Source organism: Streptomyces rubellomurinus, from assembly GCF_000961885.1.
Classification (GTDB): Bacteria; Actinomycetota; Actinomycetes; order Streptomycetales; family Streptomycetaceae; genus Kitasatospora; species Kitasatospora rubellomurina.
Genome location: NZ_JZKH01000078.1, coordinates 1 through 17,022 on the forward strand (window position 1 = coordinate 1; position 17,022 = coordinate 17,022).

Below are 17,022 nucleotides of genomic sequence, written 5' to 3' on the forward strand. Positions count from 1 at the left end.
CGCCGCGGCCGCCGACAGCGCGCCCTCCACCTCGCCCGCCGTCACCTCGCGCACGGCCAGCTCCGGCGCCACACCTTCGAGCACCCGCTGGTACGGCACACCCTCGTCCTCGGGGAACACCGTGCGCAGGCTCTCGTGCCGCCCGACCACGTCGGCCAGCGCGGCCGCCAGCGCCTCCCGATCGAGCGCGCCGGAAAGCCGCAGCGCCATCGGAAGGTTGTAGGTCGCGCTCGGCCCCTCCAACCGGTGCAGGAACCACAGCCGCCGCTGCGCGAACGACAGCGGCACCCTGTCCGGGCGCACCGCCGGCAGCAGCGCCGGACGGGCCTGCCCGGCGTCCGCCAACCGGGCGGCCAGCGCCGCGACGGTCGGCGCCTCGAACACGGCGCGCACGGCCAGTTCGACACCGAGCGCCGACCGGACCCGCCCGACCAGCCGGGTGGCCAACAGCGAGTGCCCACCGAGGTGGAAGAAGTCGTCGTCGATGCCGACGTCCGGCACCCCCAGCAGCTCCGCGAACACCGCGCAGAGCAGCTCCTCCTGCGGCGTCCGAGGCCGCCGGCCACCACCCAGGGCACTGAAGTCCGGGGCGGGCAACGCCTTGCGGTCCAGCTTCCCGTTCGGCGTCACCGGGAACGCGTCCAGCACCACGAACGCGGCCGGGACCATGTGGTCCGGCAGCGACTCGCCGACGCCGGCGCGCAGCGCGGCCGGGTCGAGCTGGGCACCGTCCCGGGGGACGACGTAGCCGACGAGCTGCCGGGCACCGGGCTGGTCCTCGCGGGCCAGCACGGCGGCCTGGCCGACGCCGGGCTGCCCGGCCAGCGTCGCCTCGACCTCGCCCAGCTCGATCCGGAAGCCGCGGATCTTCACCTGGTCGTCGACCCGGCCGTGGTAGTCGAGCTCACCACCGGCCGTCTGCCGCACCAGGTCGCCGGTGCGGTACATCCGCGAGCCCGCCGGGCCGTACGGGTCGGCGAGGAACCGCTCGGCCGTCATCCCGGGACGCTTGAGGTAGCCGCGCGCCAGGCCGGGCCCGGCGACGTACAGCTCGCCGACCACGCCCGGCGCCACCGGCCGCAGCTCCGGATCCAGCACGTACAGCCGGGCGTTGAGCACCGGGAAGCCGATCGGCGGGGTCGCGGTGCCGCTGAGCGCCCCGCTGAGCGTGACGGCGACGGTCGCCTCGGTCGGACCGTACGCGTTCACCAGGTGGCGGCCCGTCGACCACCGGCCGGCGACCTCGCCCGACAGCGCCTCGCCGCCGGAGACCAGCCAGCCGCCCGGCAGCAGGTCCTCGCCCGGCTCCATCGCCGCCAGGACGACTGGCGGCAGCAGCACGTGGGTCACCCCGAAGCCGGTCAGCACCTGCGCCAGCCCCTCGCCCGGGAGCAGCTTCTCGGCGGGCGCCACGACCAGCGCCGCGCCGGAGAACAGGCCCAGGCACAGCTCCCAGAAGGCGGCGTCGAAGCTCGGCGAGGCGAACTGCAGCACCCGCGCCCCGGGGCCTGCCTCCAGCCGGTCCCGCTGGGTGGCCAGCAGGCCCGCCACACCGGCGTGCGAGACCACGACGCCCTTGGGACGGCCGGTCGAGCCGGAGGTGTAGATCAGGTACGCCGGGTTCGACGGGCGCACGGTGACCGGGAGCCGGGCCGGGGACTGCGCCTCGACGGCCGCGATCACGGCCGGATCGTCCAGCACCACGACCGGGCGCCCCGCCGGGACGCGGTCCGCGACGTCGGAGCGGGTGAGCACCAGCCGCGGATCGGCGTCCTCCAGCATGTAGGAGATCCGGTCCGCCGGGTACGCCGGGTCGACCGGAAGGTACGCCCCGCCCGCCTTCCACACCGCGAGGACGGCGACCACGAGCTCCACCGAGCGCGGCAGGGCGAGCGCCACGAACGACTCCGGCCCGACCCCCATCCCGACCAGGTGGCGGGCCAACTTGCCGGCCCGCGCGTCGAGTTCGGCCGCCGACAGCTCGCCGCCCTCGAACACCAGGGCCGGTGCGTCCGGCGCCGCCGCCACCCGGGCCGCGAACAGCTCCGCCGCGGTCAACGCCTCGACGGCCGACGCAGCCGGTTCGGTGCCGGCTGCGGCGCCGGCGGCCGCCACGGGCAGACCGGTGTTTCCGGTTTCGGACATGGTTGATCCACCCTCACACGAATCGGTGTTGCGTCAGAAGGAGGGACGAGCACGGCCCGTCAGGAGGGGCGGCGCACCTCGGCCGCGGCGTCGATCGCGCGCAGCTCGTCCTCGAGGATCCGCCCCATCTCGGCGAGCGCGCCGGGCTTCATCAGGTCGTTGTGGTTGCGGTCCAGGTAGTACGGGGTGATCCGGCCGGCCACGTACGGGCTCCAGGTGGCCGGGGTCGGCGAGATGTCGACCTTGTCGAGCGAGGCCACGATGACCACGGCGTCCCCGCCGTACCGGGTCGGCTCGTACTCGTTGACCAGGCTGCGGCAGTTGGCGTAGACCCGGCCGATCGCCGCGATGTGGTGCCGCTCCAGGCTGGCCATCGAACTGCCCAGCTTGCGCAGGAGGTTGACCACCTGGTCGAACTCCAGCGGCTTGCGGCCCAGTCGGCGCCGGTCGAAGCCGACCCAGCGCAGCAGGTCGGCGAGGATGTCCTGCTCGCCCAGTTCGGCGATCTTCTGACCGGGGTAGGTGTCGAGGATCGCGAGCAGACCGACCTGCTCGCCCTCACGCTCCAGCCGGGAGGCGATCACGTGCGCCACGACGCCGCCGGCGGAGTAGCCGAGCAGGTGGTACGGCCCGGTCGGCTGGACCTTGCGGATCTGCTCGACGTAGTCCTCGGCCATCTCCTCGAAGCTGCCGGGCAGTTCGCCCTCGCCGTCGAGGCCGCGCGCCTGCAGCCCGTAGACCGGGCGGTCGGCGTCGAGGTTCTTGATCAGGCCGGCGTAGACCCAGGAGAGTCCGCCCGCCGGGTGCACGCAGAACACCGCGGGGCGGTCGCCGTACGGGCGCAGCGGCAGCACGACGTCCAGCGGGTCGTCGCTGCCGCCGTCGTCCAGCCGGGCCGCGTACAGCGCGGGGGTGGGTGCCTCGAAGAGGCTGCGGATGGTGTGTTCGACGCCGAAGGTCTCCCGGACGCGGTTGACCAGGCGGGTGGCCAGCAGCGAGTGGCCGCCGAGCTCGAAGAAGTTGTCGTCGACGCCGATCCGGGGCAGGCCGAGCACCTCGGCGAACAGCTCGATGACGATCTCCTCGCGCGGGCCGTTCGGGGCCCGGCCGCCGGAGACGGCGGCGGCGAAGTCCGGGGCGGGCAGCGCCTTGCGGTCGAGCTTGCCGTTGGGGGTGACCGGCAGCCGGTCGAGGGTGACGAAGGCGGCGGGCACCTGGTGTTCGGGCATCCGCGCGGCCAGGTGGGCGCGCAGCTGCGCGGGGTCGGGCTGCGCGCCGGCGGCGGGCACCACGTAGCCGACCAGCCGGCGGTCGCCGGGCCGGTCCTCGCGGGCGAGCACGGCGACGGCGGCCAGTTCGGGGTGCTGGGCGAGCGCGGCCTCGATCTCGCCGAGCTCGATCCGGAAGCCGCGGATCTTCACCTGGTCGTCGGTGCGGCCGAGGTAGCGCAGCGCGCCGTCCGGGCCCCAGGCGGCGAGGTCGCCGGTGCGGTACATCCGCGAGCCGGGCGGGCCGTACGGGTCGGCGACGAAGCGCTCCGCCGTCAGGCCCTGCCGGTTGAGGTAGCCGCGCGCCAACTGGACGCCGGCCAGGTACAGTTCGCCCGGCGCGCCGGGGGCGACCGGGCGCAGTCCGGCGTCCAGCACGTAGGTGCGGGTGTTCCAGACCGGACGGCCGATCGGCACCGCGCCGGGTTCGTCGCGGCAGGCCCAGGAGGTGACGTCGACGGAGGCCTCGGTGGGGCCGTACAGGTTGTGCAGCCCGGCGCCGGGGAGGGTGCGCAGCAGCCGGCCCTGGGTCTCCTCGAGCAGTGCCTCGCCGCTGGTGATCACCCGGCGCAGGCCGGTGCACTGCTCGGCGGCGGGCTCCTGGAGGAAGACCTGGAGCATGGACGGCACGAAGTGCGCGGTGGTGACGCCCCGGTCGCGGATCAGGGCGGCGAGGTAGGCCGGGTCCTTGTGCCCCTCGGGCCGGGCGAGCACCAGGGTGGCGCCCTGGATCAGCGGCCAGAAGAACTCCCAGACCGAGACGTCGAAGCCGGACGGGGTCTTCTGCAGCACCCGGTCGTCGTCGCCGAGGCCGTAGGCGTCCTGCATCCAGAGCAGCCGGTTGACGATGCCGCGGTGCGGCACCAGGACGCCCTTGGGGCGGCCGGTGGAGCCGGAGGTGTAGATGACGTACGCGGGGTGGTCCGGGCGCTGCCGCACGGCGGGCGGGCCGGCCGGGCGGTCGGCGAGCAGGCCGGCCAGCTCCGGGCCGTCCAACTGGAGCTGCGGGACGGGCAGTTCGGCGGGCAGCCGGTCGCGGGCGGGCTCGGTGGTGAGCAGCAGGGCCGGGTTCGCGTCCGCCAGCAGGAAGGAGATCCGCTCGGCCGGGTAGTCCGGGTCGATCGGCAGGTAGGCGGCCCCGGACTTGAGCACGGCGAGCAGGCCGACCACCAGCTCGACCGAGCGGGGCACGGCGAGCGCGACGATCCGCTCGGGGCCGGCGCCGCGCTCGACCAGCAGGTGGGCGAGCCGGTCGGCGCGCTCGTGCAGTTCGCGGTAACTGAGGCTCCGGCCCTCGAAGTCGAGCGCTTGCGCGTCCGGCGCGGCGGCGGCCCGGCCGGCCAGCAGCTGGGTGAGGGTGGTGGGCGGCAGCGGGTGCCCGGTGTCGTTGAGGGTGTGCAGGACGAGCTCGCGCTCGGCCTCGCCGAGCAGGTCGACGCGGCCGACCGGCTGGTCGGGGCCGGTGGCGGCGAGGTTGGCCAGGAAGCCGAGGAACCGGTCCTGGTGGGCGGCGAGTTCGGCCTCGGAGTACAGCTCGGGGTTGGCGTCGAAGTCGACCTGCAGGCCGCGGCCGTCCGAGCGGTCGTAGAAGATCACCGAGAGGTCGTCGGACGGCCCGATCGACAGGTTGTGCACGACGGCGCGGTGCGGCCCGAAGCTCAGGCCGTAGTCGAACATCATGATGTTGATCTCGGGCCCGGTGAGCCGCTGGTCCCCGGCGAGCAGGCCGCGGTCGCGGCGCAGGTCCTCGTAGCGGTAGCGCTGGTGCTTGAGGGCGCCGCGCAGTTCGACGGTGACCAGGCGCAGGGCCTCGGCGAGGGTGGCGGACGGGTCGATCGCGACCCGGACCGGGACGACGTTGGAGACCATGCCGGGCAGGCTGCGGGCGGCCTTGCCGAGCCGGGTGGCGACCGGCAGGCCGAGCACGACCTCGGCGGCGCCGGTGGCGCGCTGCAGGTAGAGGGCGGAGGCGGTGGCGACGACGGCCGGCCAGGTCGCGCCGGCCTCGCGGGCGGTGTCGCGCAGCGCGTCCAGGTGCTCGACGGGCAGGAAGGCGGTGCGGCGGACCAGCCCGTGCGCCAGGACCGGCTTGCGGGCGGCGAGGCCGACCGGTTCGGGGCAGTCGGCGAGTCTGCCGGCCCAGTAGTCGCGGTCCTCGGTGAACCGTTCGGAGGCCCGGTACTCCTGGTCGGCGGCGACCAGGGCGGCCAGCGGGCCGAACGGGTTGGCCGGGGCCGGCTCGCCGGCGGCGAGCGCGGTATAGACCTCCGCGGTGCGCTGGGCGAGCAGGGCGACGGTGAAGCCGTCCACCACCACGTGGTGGTAGCAGTAGAACCACAGGTGGCGCCCGGGGGCGACTTTCAGCAGTTCGAAGCGGTAGAGCCGGTCGCGACCGGGGTCGAGGGCGACGGCCATGGTCCGCCGCATCCGGGCGACGGCCACGGCCTCCGGGTCGGCCTCGGCGGTGAGGTCGACGACCTCCAACAGCCGGTCGGGGACGGGCTGGACGTGCTGCCACAGCTCGTCGCCGTCCTGCGCGATGCGCACCCGGAGGGTCTCGGCCTCGGTGACGACCTGCCGCAGCGCGGCCTCCAGTAGTGCAGGGTCCAACTCGCCCTGGATTTCCAGGTATTCCGCGGCATTGAAGATCGGATTGGCTGGTTCCAGCTGCTGGGCGAACCAAATACCCGATTGAGCGGCCGTCAGGGCAGCCCTGTCTCCCCCGTGCATGCTTGTCTTCCACCCCTAGCGTTCGATGGGAACGGCACCGGCGCGCGACTCGGCGGCGGGATTCCTGGAAAGCGAAATTCTCAGGAGGTGAATTGCTGGGGGCCTCAGGACGGGATCCGGCGACACCGATCGCAGGTTCGCGGGAATCTGTCAGGTGTCCGAGGCCGACGCCGCAAATCTTGCACCGGATGCGGTCTGGGTCACAATGCTCGGTGCATCAAGCTGCCACCGGGGGTGAGCGGAAGAAGGGGCTCCGCCGAAACTCGGCATCCCCATGCACACCGAAGCCCGGCCCGTGCCAGTGGCACGGACCGGGCTGGGTGCGCGGAAAAGGGGAGGTCAGGCGCCCATGGCGGTGACCAGACTGCGCGGGCGCATGTCGACCCAGTTCTCGTTGATGTAATCCAGGCACTCCTGGCGGGCCGCCTGGCCGTGGGCGACCGTCCAGCCGGCCGGCACCTCGGCGAACACGGGCCAGAGCGAGTGCTGGTTCTCCTCGTTGACCAGGACGTAGTACGAGGCGCTGTCGTCCTCGAACGGGTTGGTGGCCATTGCTGTGCTCCTCTTCCTGATGGGCTGACGGGGTTACCCGGCGACGCCGGCGGTCCTGGCCGCGGCACGCCCCCGGATGGAGGCGACGAAACCGGGCAGCCGGTCGACGCCCCAGAACTTTTCGAAGCCGTCGATGAAGTACGGCACGCCGAACACGCCGTCCCGGTGCAGCGCGGCCAGCGCGGCGAGTCCGCGCTCGCGCACCGCCGGGTCCGCGGCGGCGCCGCCCAGCAGCTCGGGGTCGAGCCCCAGCTCCGGGCCGAAGCCGGCGATCACCTCGGGGTCGGAGATGTCCAGGCCGTCCTGCCACCGGGCGCGGTAGACCCGGTCGATGAACTCCCGGCCCCGGCCGTGCTCCTCGGCCACCAGGTACGCGAGGTGGGAGACCTCCCAGCGCGGCTCCCGGTCCAGCGGCCAGACCATCTCCAGGCCGCGCTCGCGGGCGAGCCGGCGCACGTCCTGGAGGATGTACAGGTGCTTCTCGCGGGACATCGCCACGTACGGCAGCTGGACGCCGTTCTGCGCGAGATGCTCGTTGTGGTGGTCGTCCGGCTCCCAGAACGGCAGCCACTCGATCGACTCGGCCACGTCCGGGTAGCGCCCGATCAGGTCGCGGTAGGCCATCCAGGAGTACGGGCTGCGGAACGAGAAGTACCAGCGGGGCGGTTTCCGGGCCATGGTGCCGCCTTTCTCAGATGGTGATGCCGCCGTCGATCTGCAGGACGGCACCGGTGATGTACTGCGCCTTGTCCGAGACCAGGTACCCGACGAGATCGGCGACCTCGTCGGCCCGGCCCATCCGCTTCATCGGGATGGACTTCAGGGCCTCCTTGAGGGCCTTGCCCTCGATGGCCGCGGTCATGTCGGTCTCGATGAACCCGGGGGCTACGGTGTTGACCCGGATGCCGTACCGGCCGGTCTCCTTCGCCAACGAGCGGGAGAAGCCGATGATGCCGGCCTTGGACGCCGAGTAGTTGGACTGCGTGGCGTGGCCGTAGACCCCGGCCACCGACGAGATGTTGACGATGGCGCCGGCCTTGCGCTTCATCATGCTGAAGACGACGGCGCGACAGACATGGTAGACGCCGCCCAGGTTGGTGTCGATGACGTCCTGCCACTGGTCGTCGGTCATCAGCACCAGCGGGTTGTCGCGGGTGATGCCGGCGGCGGTGACCAGGGCGTCGATCTCGCCGAGCTTCTCCTCGACCTCGGCCACCAGCTCGCGCACCGAGTCGGCGGCGGTGACGTCGGTCTTGCGGGCGAGCACCTTGACGCCGAGCGCCTCGACCTCCTTGACCAGGTTCTGCGCGGCCTCCTCGTCGGAGCGGTAGCAGAACGCCACGTCGAAGCCGTCGCGGGCGAGCGTCAGTACGGTGGCGCGGCCGATCCCGCGCGAGCCCCCGGTGACCAGCGCCACCCGGGAGGTCTTCTCCTCCATCGGTCCTCCATCAGTGTCGTCGGTTCGGCCCGGACCGGGCCTGGGGGGGGTCACGCGGACGCGGACTCGCCGGGGCGCAGCACCTCGGCGGGGCGCATGGCCACCACCACGGACGCCACGGTCAGCACCGGCTGGCCGTCGACCAGGCTCTCGCCCTCGAAGATCACGGTGTCGCCGACGGCGCGGGAGACCCGCACCCGGTGCTCCAGCACGTCGCCGGGCAGCACCTGACCGTGGAACTGCACGCCGGACATGCTGCCGAACAGCATCACCTTGCCCGACAGCACGTCGGGGTTCGGGTCGTCCCAGGTGCCGAGCAGTCCGGCACTCTGGCACCAGGACTCGACCAGCAGCGACTGCGGGTAGCCGAAGCCCTCCGGCGGGGTGTCCGGGCCGAGTTCGGCGTACCACGGCTCGTTGCAGGTCACCGCCTTGATCGCGGTGATCCGCTGCCCCGGCTCCACGTCGAGCACCCGGTCCACCAGCAGCATCGGGAAGCGGTGCGGCAGTCGGCCGCGGATCTCCACCTGCCCGGTCATGCGGTCACCTCGCCCTGGTAGCGCAGCCGCAGCTTGGCCGCGTCGCCGCGGGCCGAGCGGACGGTCGCCTTGCAGATCCAACTGCCCTTCTTCTGGCTCCAGTCGAGGTCCACGTCGAGGACGTCGCCGGGGTAGACCGGGCTGGTGAAGCGGGTCGACTCGACCTCCGCGAGCGCCACCTCGCCGGCCTCGGCCGGGGCGGTGGCGAGCGCGCCGGCGTGCGTCAGGTCCACCAGGCAGACACCGGGGAAGATCGGGAAGCCCGGGTAGTGGCCGGGCAGCACCGTCTCCTCGGGCGCGACCGTGAAGCGGACCGAGCCGCGCGGCCCGTCCACCGCGGTGACCTCGACGGGCCCGGCCAGCGGGGTGGCCCGCCGGCCGGCCCGGGTCGGGGTGTCGACCGTCATCAGCGCGCCTGCACCTTCGCCTGCAGCAGCTCGTACGCCCGCGAGAGGCAGGTGAACTCCTTCAGCTCGGACTCGGGGATCTTCACGCCGTACTTCTTCTCCAGCACGACGACGACCTCGAGCGCCATCAGCGAGTCGACCTCGAGGTCGTCCACGAAGTCGGCGTCGTCGGTGAGCTCCTCCGCCTCGATGTCGAGGACCTTCGCGACCACCTCGCGCAGCTCCTCCAGGTTCAGCTCGGCGAGCTGTCCGCTCATCAGTCCGTCCTCATTTCGCGTTCGACAACGTGTGATTGGTGGTGCATCGGTTCGGCGCGGAGCAGCTCCGCACCGGGTCGGTCAGCGCAGGCCCAGCACGGCGCAGCCGACCGAGCCGGCCCGGTCGACCGAGGTGATCACGCCGATCTCCCCGGCGGCGCCGCCCGGCTGGTCGGCGGCGTGGACGAGCAGCGCGGCGGCCTGGAAGGCGGCCGCGGCCGCGCCGGTGTCGCCGATCAGCTCGGCCGGGGCCAGGTCCACCGCACCGGCGGCGCCCAGCACCTCCTGGACGGCGGCGATCTCGGCCTCGCCCTCGGCACCGGGGGCGCCGGAGCGGGCGACCGCGGAGACCTGCGCGACCTCGACACCGGCGTTCTTCAGGGCCCGGCGCACCGTGCGGGCCAGGACGCCCTGGACGTCGCCGTCCAGCGCCACGCCCAGCTCGACGGCCAGGATCTCGGCCAGCACCGGCTGCTCCTCGCCGTCCGCCGCCGGCGGCTCGACCAGCAGCACCGCGCAGCCCTCGCCGAGCGGGGACGCCGCGGCACCGCCGGTGGCGTGGTGCTCCAGCCAGGCGCGGGCGGAGGAGAACTCCTCGGCCGCGCCGGTCAGCACGGTGCGGGCGCGCCCGGCGGCGAGCAGCCGGCGGGAGTAGCTGAGCGCGTGCAGGCCGGCCACCCGGCCGCCGGCGATGGTCGCGTTCGGGCCCTTGAGCTGGTACCAGATGGCGCACTGGCCGGCGGCGCAGTTCATCACGGTGTTGGGGAACTTCGCCGGGTCGACGAAGAACGGCTCCTGGCCGGTGAGCGAGTCCCGGGTGAAGTCCATCATGCTCTGGGCGCTGCCGGTGGTGGTGCCGAGCGCGAGCGCGGCACGGTCGCCGGTGCCCACCGTGCGGTTGCGGTCGCCGTCGTCCAGCAGGGCGCCGACCGCGGTGACGGCCAGGGCGGTCACCCGGTCCATCGAGCGGGTGCCCTTCTTGCCGAGCGCGGAGCGCGCGTCGAAGTCGGGGACGATGCTGGCGGTGCCGTCCGAGGTCTGCGCCAGCTCCGGCGCCAGGGCGGTGTGGGTGGTCCGCCGCTCGCGCAGGCCCTGGGCGAAGGCGTCCCGGCCGACTCCGAACGGCGAGACCGCCGACCAGGCGGTGATGACCGGGCGTCGTGTGCCGGTCAGGGTGGTAGTCATACCTGCTCCGACTCCTTTCGATCTCCTCGCCGGTGGCCCCCGGCGCAGTGGTGGGAACGGTTCAGTGGGTGGCGGCTCTGCGGGTGGCGGCCCGGTGGCCGGCGGCCCGGTGGGTGGCGGCCCGGCTCACAGGAAGTAGACCGCCCGGTACTCGGGCCAGCGCAGCGCGAGTTCGCCGTCCGCCGCGACCCGGATGCCGTCCATCAGGACGTCGTCCAGCGGCGCCGCGAAGCCGAAGGCGGCCAGCGCCGACTCCTCGACCCAGACCCGCACGCCGGCCTCGATCAGGTTCCGCAGGTTGACCCGGGAGTCGGTGACGGTGTCCAGCTCGGTGTCGCCCAGGCGCAGCGACGGCGTCGGCCGGGCCCGCACCGCGTGGGTGGCGGCCTGGCCGCGCAGCAGCAGGTCAAGCCCGCCGGGGTGCCGGTGCAGTTCGGCGGCCAGGTAGAAGGCGTCGAAGAACTGCTTCTCGACGGCGCCCCGGTAGCCGCGTTCCATGATGCCCAGGGCGGGTTTCTCGACCCGGTCCTGATCACTCATCAGATGACTCCGACCATGAGGTTCCGGGTGGCCGCGGCCACGTTCGCGGCGTAGCCCGCCGGCGGCCGCATGACGACCTCCGGCAGGTGGTCGACGGCGCCGCGGTCGTCGCTGCAGAACCGGCAGCCGTACCAGTACAGCTGGTCCGGGAACGCCTTGAGCATCCGCTGGGCCAGCGCCGCCGTGGTCGGGTACGCGCTGTTCCACGACGCGAGGTTACGCGGCTTGTCGTCGGTCAGGCCGCGCTGGGTGAGCAGGGTCGCGTTGCCGCAGGTCCAGATCTGGACGCTGGCGCCGCGTTCCAGCAGGGCCTGCGCCAGGCGCAGCGCGGTGGTCGTGCGGTCGTCCTCGTTCGGCGAGCCCATCAGGGTGATGAGCACGTCGGTCGGCGGTATCCGGCGGGCCATCAGTGCCACACCACGTTCGCGTCGGGGTCCAGCACCCAGCTCGCCACTTCGTCCATCCCGGTGACCTTCACGCCGTCGCGCAGCGTGTTCTGCTCGAGCCCCCGCTGGGTCAGCGAGAACCCGTCCGCCGCCAGGAGGCCGCCGGCCTCCTGGAAGACGTCCAGTTCGGCGTCGCTGCCCGGGAAGGCGAGCGCGACCGCGTCCTGGACGAGGAACATCACGACCGGGCGCCCGGCCCGGGCCTGCGCGACCGCGTCGCGGCGGAATCCCGCCTCCTGCGGCGCGCAGTGTCCCTGGCTCTCGATCAGGAGGAACCACGGCTCACCCGCGGGCCGGGCGGCCCAGTCGTCGTTCGTCACGCGGACTGCACCCCGTTGATCGCGTCCAGGACGCGCTGGTCGAAGTTGACCAGGCTCCAGTCACGGCGGTTGCCGATCACCGCGTAGCCGTGCACGATGCTGCCGGTGGCGGCCTTGACCAGCTTGCCGTCGCGCAGGACGTAGAAGTCCATCCGCGAGGTGTAGGTGAACTCCTTGAAGACCTCCTCGACGGTGTACACCGTGTAGAGGTCCTCCTCCATCAGCGCCTCGTCGAGGATGCGGATGTTGGAGCGCGGCACGACCGGGATCCACTTGCGGTCGTCCAGCAGGGTCTTGATCGAGATGCCGCGGTCCATGACGAACCGGTCCTTGCCCTCCTCCATCAGGCGCAGGTAGCCGGACATCTGGATGCGCTCGGTGAAGTGGCAGTACGGGTACGGGATGTTCCACTTCCAGGCGTACGCGTTCTTGCCGGCGGTGAGCGACGCGAGGATCTCCTCCTCGGTCGGGGCGGTGGTGCCCTCGGCGCGCTCCAGGTCGTCGCCGAGCTTGGCGACGGCGAAGCGGGCGAGCTGCTCCGGAACGGCGCCGGCCGCCTCCAGGTAGGTGTCGATCCGCAGCGAGACGCGGACCTTGGAGGTGACGGCCTTCAGGACCTCGCCGTCGCGCTCGACGTTGATGACGACCTTGAAGCCGATCGTCCCGTCCTCGTCCTTGGTCCACGGGGAGACGATGGCCTCGGCCTGGTCGTCCATGTGGAAGGCGTGCAGGATGCGGGTGTCGATGTCGACGAGGTCCAGGCCCAGGCCGTGGGTCTCGTACAGGCCGCGGGCGGGCAGGCCGACCTGGCGGAAGTGGTCCAGGACGGCTTCCTCGACCATGTAGTTGACGTGCTTGAAGCCGATCCAGGTGCAGATGTTGGAGCCCTCGTAGCGGGGGCGCACGATGGTGGTGGTCGGGCTCTCCAGGAGCGCCTTGACGTTGGTATCGGTCACAGTGGTCACGAGTGGTGCTCCAAGACTGTCCGGGGGCCGGACCCGGGCTGCGGGTCGTCGGCCAGGGTGGAGTTGACGAACTCACGGATGTCGGCGGCGAACTGCTCCGGCCGCTCGATCATCGGGAAGTGTCCGGTCGGGTAGACCAGGTGGCGGGCGTCCGGCAGGTCCGCGGCCAGGGCCCGGCCCTCGCGCGGCGGCGCGCCGATGTCGTGCTCGCCGCTGACCAGCAGCGTCGGCACGGTGATCCTGCCGGTCTGCAGGAGCGGGGTGGCGAGGTAGAGCCCGAAGAAGCGCATCCAGCCGTAGGGGCCGATCCGGTCGCGCACCCGGTACGCCATCGCGCGCTGGATGTCCGGGTCGAGCCGGCCCTCCGAGGCGAGGTGGAGGCCTTCCTCCAGGATCAGGTGGAAGTCGGTCACGTAGTAGGTGAGCGCGTCCCAGTCGAAGTCCTCGGTGGAGGACCGGTAGAACGGCGAGACCAGCACCAGGGCGCGGATCCCGAACTCCTCGAACGGGTCGACCCCGCGCTGGAGTTCCTGGTCGATCAGTTCCATCAGGACGTTGACCGCCATCGAGTGGACGACCAGCACCTCGGCCCCGCCGGGGACGAGCCGCAGCGCCTCGGCGATCCAGCCGCCGAGCGCGGGCCCGTGCGTCCAGTCGCCCAGCTCGCCGTCGCGCCAGGGCAGTTGGGCCGCCCACAGCTCGTGGCCGTCGGCCATCAGGCCGGTGCACTTGTCCCAGACGCCCGCGTTGGCACCGAGCCCGTGGATCAGCAGGGTGCGCCGCCCGGATCCTCCGACCCGGTGCACCTGCACCGGGGCGGAGTCCTCGGGCTTCGACGAGCGAGCCGCCATCACGCGGCTCCGGGCGCCAGCAGCACCAGGCCGGCACTGGCGTCGGCGCTCTCGCCGCCGGCCAGCGCGTACACCGCGCCCGCGCCGCCGTCCTCGAACCAGCCGACCGCGGCCGCGCACTGCAGCACCCCGAGCGCGCCCGAGGGCTCGCCGGCGGACTCCGGCAGGCCGACCCGGGGCACGCCGGGCAGCAGCTCCGCGTCGAGCGCGGCGGCGGCACCGCCGGGGACCTCCCAGCGGGCGGGCTGCCCGGACGCCGCGAGGCGGTCCAGCACGTCGCGGACGGCCGCGGTGCGGACGTAGCCGCCGAGCACCGCCTTGACGGTGCCGGAGCGCTCCTGGACGGCCTCGGCGCGCTCGACCACGATCGCCGCGCCGCCGTCGACCGAGGGACGGCCGCCGGTCAGCTTGCGGACGACCTCGTTGTCGGGCTCGACGCCGAGCACCAGCACGCGGTCCACCCGGCCGGCCTGGATCATGGTGATCGCCCAGTGGACGGCGTCCAGGCCGGAGGTCGGGCCGTTGCAGACCATCAGGTTCGGGCCGCGCAGGCCGAACCGGATCGCCACCGAGGAGGCGATGACGTTGCTGGAGGCGTTCGGCAGGTCCATCGGGCTGGTCCCGTTGACCGTCTCCTCGCGGATCGTGTCCAGGGCCCGGGTGACGGTGTCCAGGTTGCCGTAGTTGGAGCTGGCGACCACGCCGATGCTGCTCGCCGGCACGGTCGTCCCCTCCTCCCCGACGAGCCCGGCGTCGGCCAGCGCGCGGGCGGCCAGCGCGTAACCCAGCTGGGTGGCGCGGTCCTTGTAGCGCAGGCCCTTCTTGCCAACGATGGCGGCCGGGTCGACGGCGGCCGCGCCGCTCTCGGGGCCGGCGGCCAGCGCCCGCGCGGAGTCCGCGCCGGGCACCAGGACGGCGGCGCCGCTCACCACGATGGTCGCGCTCACTTGTCCGCCTCCACGATCGCGACGGCGTTGATGCCGCCGAAGCCGAAGGCGTTGAGCTGCGCCACCCGCATCGACTGGTCGGTCGCCGCCTCGCCGGTCACCCAGCGGAACTTCGCGGCCTCGTCCACCGGGTCCTCCAGTCCCACGGTCGGCGGAACCCGACCCTCGTTCATGGCCCGCAGGCCGACGATCAGATTCAGCAGACCGGAGGCACCCGAGGTGTGGCCGGTCATCGACTTGACCGCGGTCAGCAGCGGACGGCCGGCGTCCGCGCCGAACACCTCGGCCAGGGCGGTCGCCTCGGCCTCGTCGTTCAGCAGGGTGCCGGTGCCGTGCGTCATCACCAGGTCCACGTCGGCGGGCTTGATGCCGGCCAGGCCGTACGCGGTGCGCATCGCCTCGGCGATGCCCTCCGGGTGCGGGGCGGTGACGTGGTAGGCGTCGCAGTTGACCGCCACGCCGCGCAGCCGGCCGTGCGCCTTGCGCCCGCCGTCCTCGCGGCGCAGCACCACGGCGCCGGCGCCGTCGCCCATCAGCACGCCGGTGCGGTTGCGGTCGAACGGCCGCACCCGGTCCGGCGCGACCGGGTGGACGCGCTCCAGCAGGCCGAACATGCTCTCGGTGAGCACGTCCACGCCGGCCACGATGACGGTGTCCGTCTCGCCCTGCTCCAGCAGGTCGGAGCCGAGCGCCAGCGCGTACAGCGAGGCCGAGCAGGCGTTGGAGAAGGTGTGGGTCACGTCGGCGCCGAACCGCTCGCGCAGCGCGGTGCCGAAGTGCAGCCCGGCGTCGGTGAACGGGGTGCCCTCGCGCCACCACAGCTCGGCCGAGCGCAGCTCGCGCAGGCCGGTGCCGATGAGCACGGGGATGCCGCTCAGGTCCTCGCCGATGCCGGCGTCGGCGACCGCCTGGGCGATCGCCTCGGTCAGCAGGCGGGTCGCCCGGGCCGGCACGTCCTGGCCGGGTGCGGGGCGGTCGTCCACCTCGTAGGCGTACTTGGCGCGGAACCGGGTGCTGTCGAAGCCCCGCAGCTCGTGGTGGCCGGTGCGGCCGGCGCAGAGGCTGTCGAAGACCTCGTCGACGTCCGTGCCGATGCTGGCCACCGCGCCCATCCCGACGATCGGGCGGCTGATCATGCGGTCTCCTCCTGTCCGTCGTACTTCCCGAGGAGCACCACCGCGTTGTTGCCGCCGAACGCCAGGCCGTTGTTCTGGACGATCCGCAGATCGGCCTCGACCGCGTCGTTGGGCACGCAGTCCACGTCGCACTCCGGGTCGGTGGTGACGTGGTTGATGGTCGGCGGGATGAAGCGGTTGGCGATCGCCAGCGCGCAGCCGATCGCGGCCAGCGCACTGGCCGCGCCCATCGAGTGGCCGAGCATCGACTTCATCGAGACGGTGCGCGGCGGCTCGCCGAACACCTCCCGGATGGCGGCGACCTCGGTCGAGTCGTTCGCCTTGGTGCCGGTGCCGTGCGCCGAGATCAGGTCGACCTGGTCGCGCGAGACCCCGGCGTTCTCCAGGGCGAGCTCCATGCAGCGGGCGAGGCTGGCCTGGTTCGGCGCGACCGGGTGGTACGCGTCGCAGTTGAGGCCGTAGCCCAGCACCTCGGCGTAGATGCGCGCCCCGCGGGCGAGCGCGGACTCCAGGCGCTCCAGGACGAGCACGCCCGCGCCCTCACCGGTGAGGATGCCCTTGCGGTCGATGTCGAAGGGCTGACAGCGGTCCGGCGCGATGGTGCCCAGCCGGTAGAAACCGGTGAAGGTCTTGCGGCACATCGCGTCGGCGCCGCCGCAGAACGCGAACTCCGCCTCGCCCGAGCGGACGGCGTCGAAGCCGGTGCCGATCGCGTAGTTGCCTGCCCCGCAGGCGGTGGGGACGGTCACCGCCTCTACGTTCTCCAGGCCCAGTTCCTGGGCGATGGCGGCCGAGAGGCGGCCGGCCGGCACCCGCCGGGTGGCGACCGGGTCGAGCTTCTCCGGTCCCGTCTCCAGCTCCGCCTGGACGAGGTGGTCCAGGTCGTACGACTCGCCGTCGGTGGTGCCGATGGAGATCAGCCCGCGCTGGTCGCGCAGCTCGCCGACGTCCAGGCCGGCGTCCTTCAGCGCCATCCGGGCCGCCGCCACCGAGAACTGCGTGGCCCGGCCGAGCTGTTGCGCGTCGAGGCGGCTGATCCAGTCGTTCGGATCGAAGCCCACCACCTCGCAACCGTTGGCGTGGGCGTAGCCCTCGGTCTCGAACACCGAGATGGGCCTGGCCCCGCTCCGTCCCTCACGGAGCCCCTGCAGGAACTCCTCCGCCCCCAGCCCGATGCTGGAGACCACACCGAGCCCGGTGAGGACCACCCGGTGCTGCCCTGCCCCTGCCGGGTCAGTGCCGTGTTGTGCCGACATTCCGACCTCCCGATCCGCCTGCCTGCTGGCCTGTCACCCG

16 protein-coding genes and 1 pseudogene are annotated in these 17,022 nt (G+C 72.9%); all 17 read right to left on the reverse strand.

Features of this window, described 5'->3' with window-relative positions; genetic code table 11:
- Positions 1-2,046, reverse strand: a pseudogene (locus VM95_RS28945) (amino acid adenylation domain-containing protein); the annotation flags it as partial.
- Positions 2,047-2,204: 158 nt separating this feature from the next.
- Positions 2,205-6,143: a non-ribosomal peptide synthetase gene (locus VM95_RS28950; RefSeq protein WP_045702198.1), complete on the reverse strand. Its 3,939-nt coding sequence runs from the start codon at positions 6,141-6,143 to the stop codon at positions 2,205-2,207.
- 339 nt (positions 6,144-6,482) lie between these two features.
- Entirely contained in the window at positions 6,483-6,695 is a 213-nt protein-coding gene (locus VM95_RS28955; RefSeq protein ID WP_045702199.1) for an MbtH family protein, read from the reverse strand.
- 33 nt (positions 6,696-6,728) lie between these two features.
- Positions 6,729-7,373: a 2-hydroxychromene-2-carboxylate isomerase gene (locus tag VM95_RS28960; RefSeq protein ID WP_045702200.1), complete on the reverse strand. Its 645-nt coding sequence runs from the start codon at positions 7,371-7,373 to the stop codon at positions 6,729-6,731.
- A 13-nt stretch (positions 7,374-7,386) separates the two neighbouring features.
- A complete protein-coding gene (fabG, locus tag VM95_RS28965; protein ID WP_045702202.1) occupies positions 7,387-8,133 on the reverse strand; it encodes a 3-oxoacyl-[acyl-carrier-protein] reductase in 747 nt (248 codons plus the stop codon).
- A 50-nt stretch (positions 8,134-8,183) separates the two neighbouring features.
- Positions 8,184-8,672, reverse strand: a complete 489-nt coding sequence (locus VM95_RS28970; RefSeq protein WP_045702203.1) for a 3-hydroxyacyl-ACP dehydratase FabZ family protein — start codon at positions 8,670-8,672, stop codon at positions 8,184-8,186.
- On the reverse strand, positions 8,669-9,079 hold the full coding sequence (locus tag VM95_RS28975) for a 3-hydroxyacyl-ACP dehydratase FabZ family protein (protein WP_045702205.1): 411 nt from the start codon (positions 9,077-9,079) through the stop codon (positions 8,669-8,671). Before VM95_RS28975 ends, VM95_RS28970 begins: the two co-directional genes overlap by 4 nt.
- A complete protein-coding gene (locus tag VM95_RS28980) occupies positions 9,079-9,336 on the reverse strand; it encodes an acyl carrier protein (protein ID WP_045702207.1) in 258 nt (85 codons plus the stop codon). The genes VM95_RS28975 and VM95_RS28980 overlap by 1 nt, the downstream gene beginning before the upstream one ends.
- A gap of 81 nt (positions 9,337-9,417) precedes the next feature.
- Positions 9,418-10,521 carry a beta-ketoacyl synthase N-terminal-like domain-containing protein gene (locus tag VM95_RS28985; RefSeq protein WP_045702209.1) on the reverse strand — a complete coding sequence of 368 codons (1,104 nt, stop codon included), beginning with the start codon at positions 10,519-10,521 and terminating at the stop codon, positions 9,418-9,420.
- 126 nt (positions 10,522-10,647) lie between these two features.
- Positions 10,648-11,061 (reverse strand): hypothetical protein, encoded by a 414-nt coding sequence (locus tag VM95_RS28990; RefSeq protein WP_045702211.1) that lies wholly within the window; start codon positions 11,059-11,061, stop codon positions 10,648-10,650.
- Positions 11,061-11,468, reverse strand: a complete 408-nt coding sequence (locus tag VM95_RS28995; protein WP_045702213.1) for a hypothetical protein — start codon at positions 11,466-11,468, stop codon at positions 11,061-11,063. Before VM95_RS28995 ends, VM95_RS28990 begins: the two co-directional genes overlap by 1 nt.
- Complete coding sequence (locus tag VM95_RS29000; protein WP_045702215.1) at positions 11,468-11,827, reverse strand: hypothetical protein; 360 nt, start codon at positions 11,825-11,827, stop codon at positions 11,468-11,470. The genes VM95_RS28995 and VM95_RS29000 overlap by 1 nt, the downstream gene beginning before the upstream one ends.
- Positions 11,824-12,792: an acyl-CoA thioesterase family protein gene (locus tag VM95_RS29005; RefSeq protein ID WP_045702217.1), complete on the reverse strand. Its 969-nt coding sequence runs from the start codon at positions 12,790-12,792 to the stop codon at positions 11,824-11,826. The genes VM95_RS29000 and VM95_RS29005 overlap by 4 nt, the downstream gene beginning before the upstream one ends.
- Positions 12,789-13,643 carry an alpha/beta fold hydrolase gene (locus tag VM95_RS29010; RefSeq protein ID WP_107073127.1) on the reverse strand — a complete coding sequence of 285 codons (855 nt, stop codon included), beginning with the start codon at positions 13,641-13,643 and terminating at the stop codon, positions 12,789-12,791. The genes VM95_RS29005 and VM95_RS29010 overlap by 4 nt, the downstream gene beginning before the upstream one ends.
- Positions 13,643-14,590: a beta-ketoacyl synthase N-terminal-like domain-containing protein gene (locus tag VM95_RS29015; RefSeq protein ID WP_045702219.1), complete on the reverse strand. Its 948-nt coding sequence runs from the start codon at positions 14,588-14,590 to the stop codon at positions 13,643-13,645. Before VM95_RS29015 ends, VM95_RS29010 begins: the two co-directional genes overlap by 1 nt.
- Positions 14,587-15,726, reverse strand: coding sequence for a beta-ketoacyl-[acyl-carrier-protein] synthase family protein (locus VM95_RS29020; protein ID WP_045702221.1), 1,140 nt, complete (start codon positions 15,724-15,726; stop codon positions 14,587-14,589). Before VM95_RS29020 ends, VM95_RS29015 begins: the two co-directional genes overlap by 4 nt.
- Positions 15,723-16,982, reverse strand: coding sequence for a beta-ketoacyl-[acyl-carrier-protein] synthase family protein (locus VM95_RS29025; protein ID WP_045702223.1), 1,260 nt, complete (start codon positions 16,980-16,982; stop codon positions 15,723-15,725). Before VM95_RS29025 ends, VM95_RS29020 begins: the two co-directional genes overlap by 4 nt.
- Positions 16,983-17,022 lie beyond the last annotated feature (40 nt).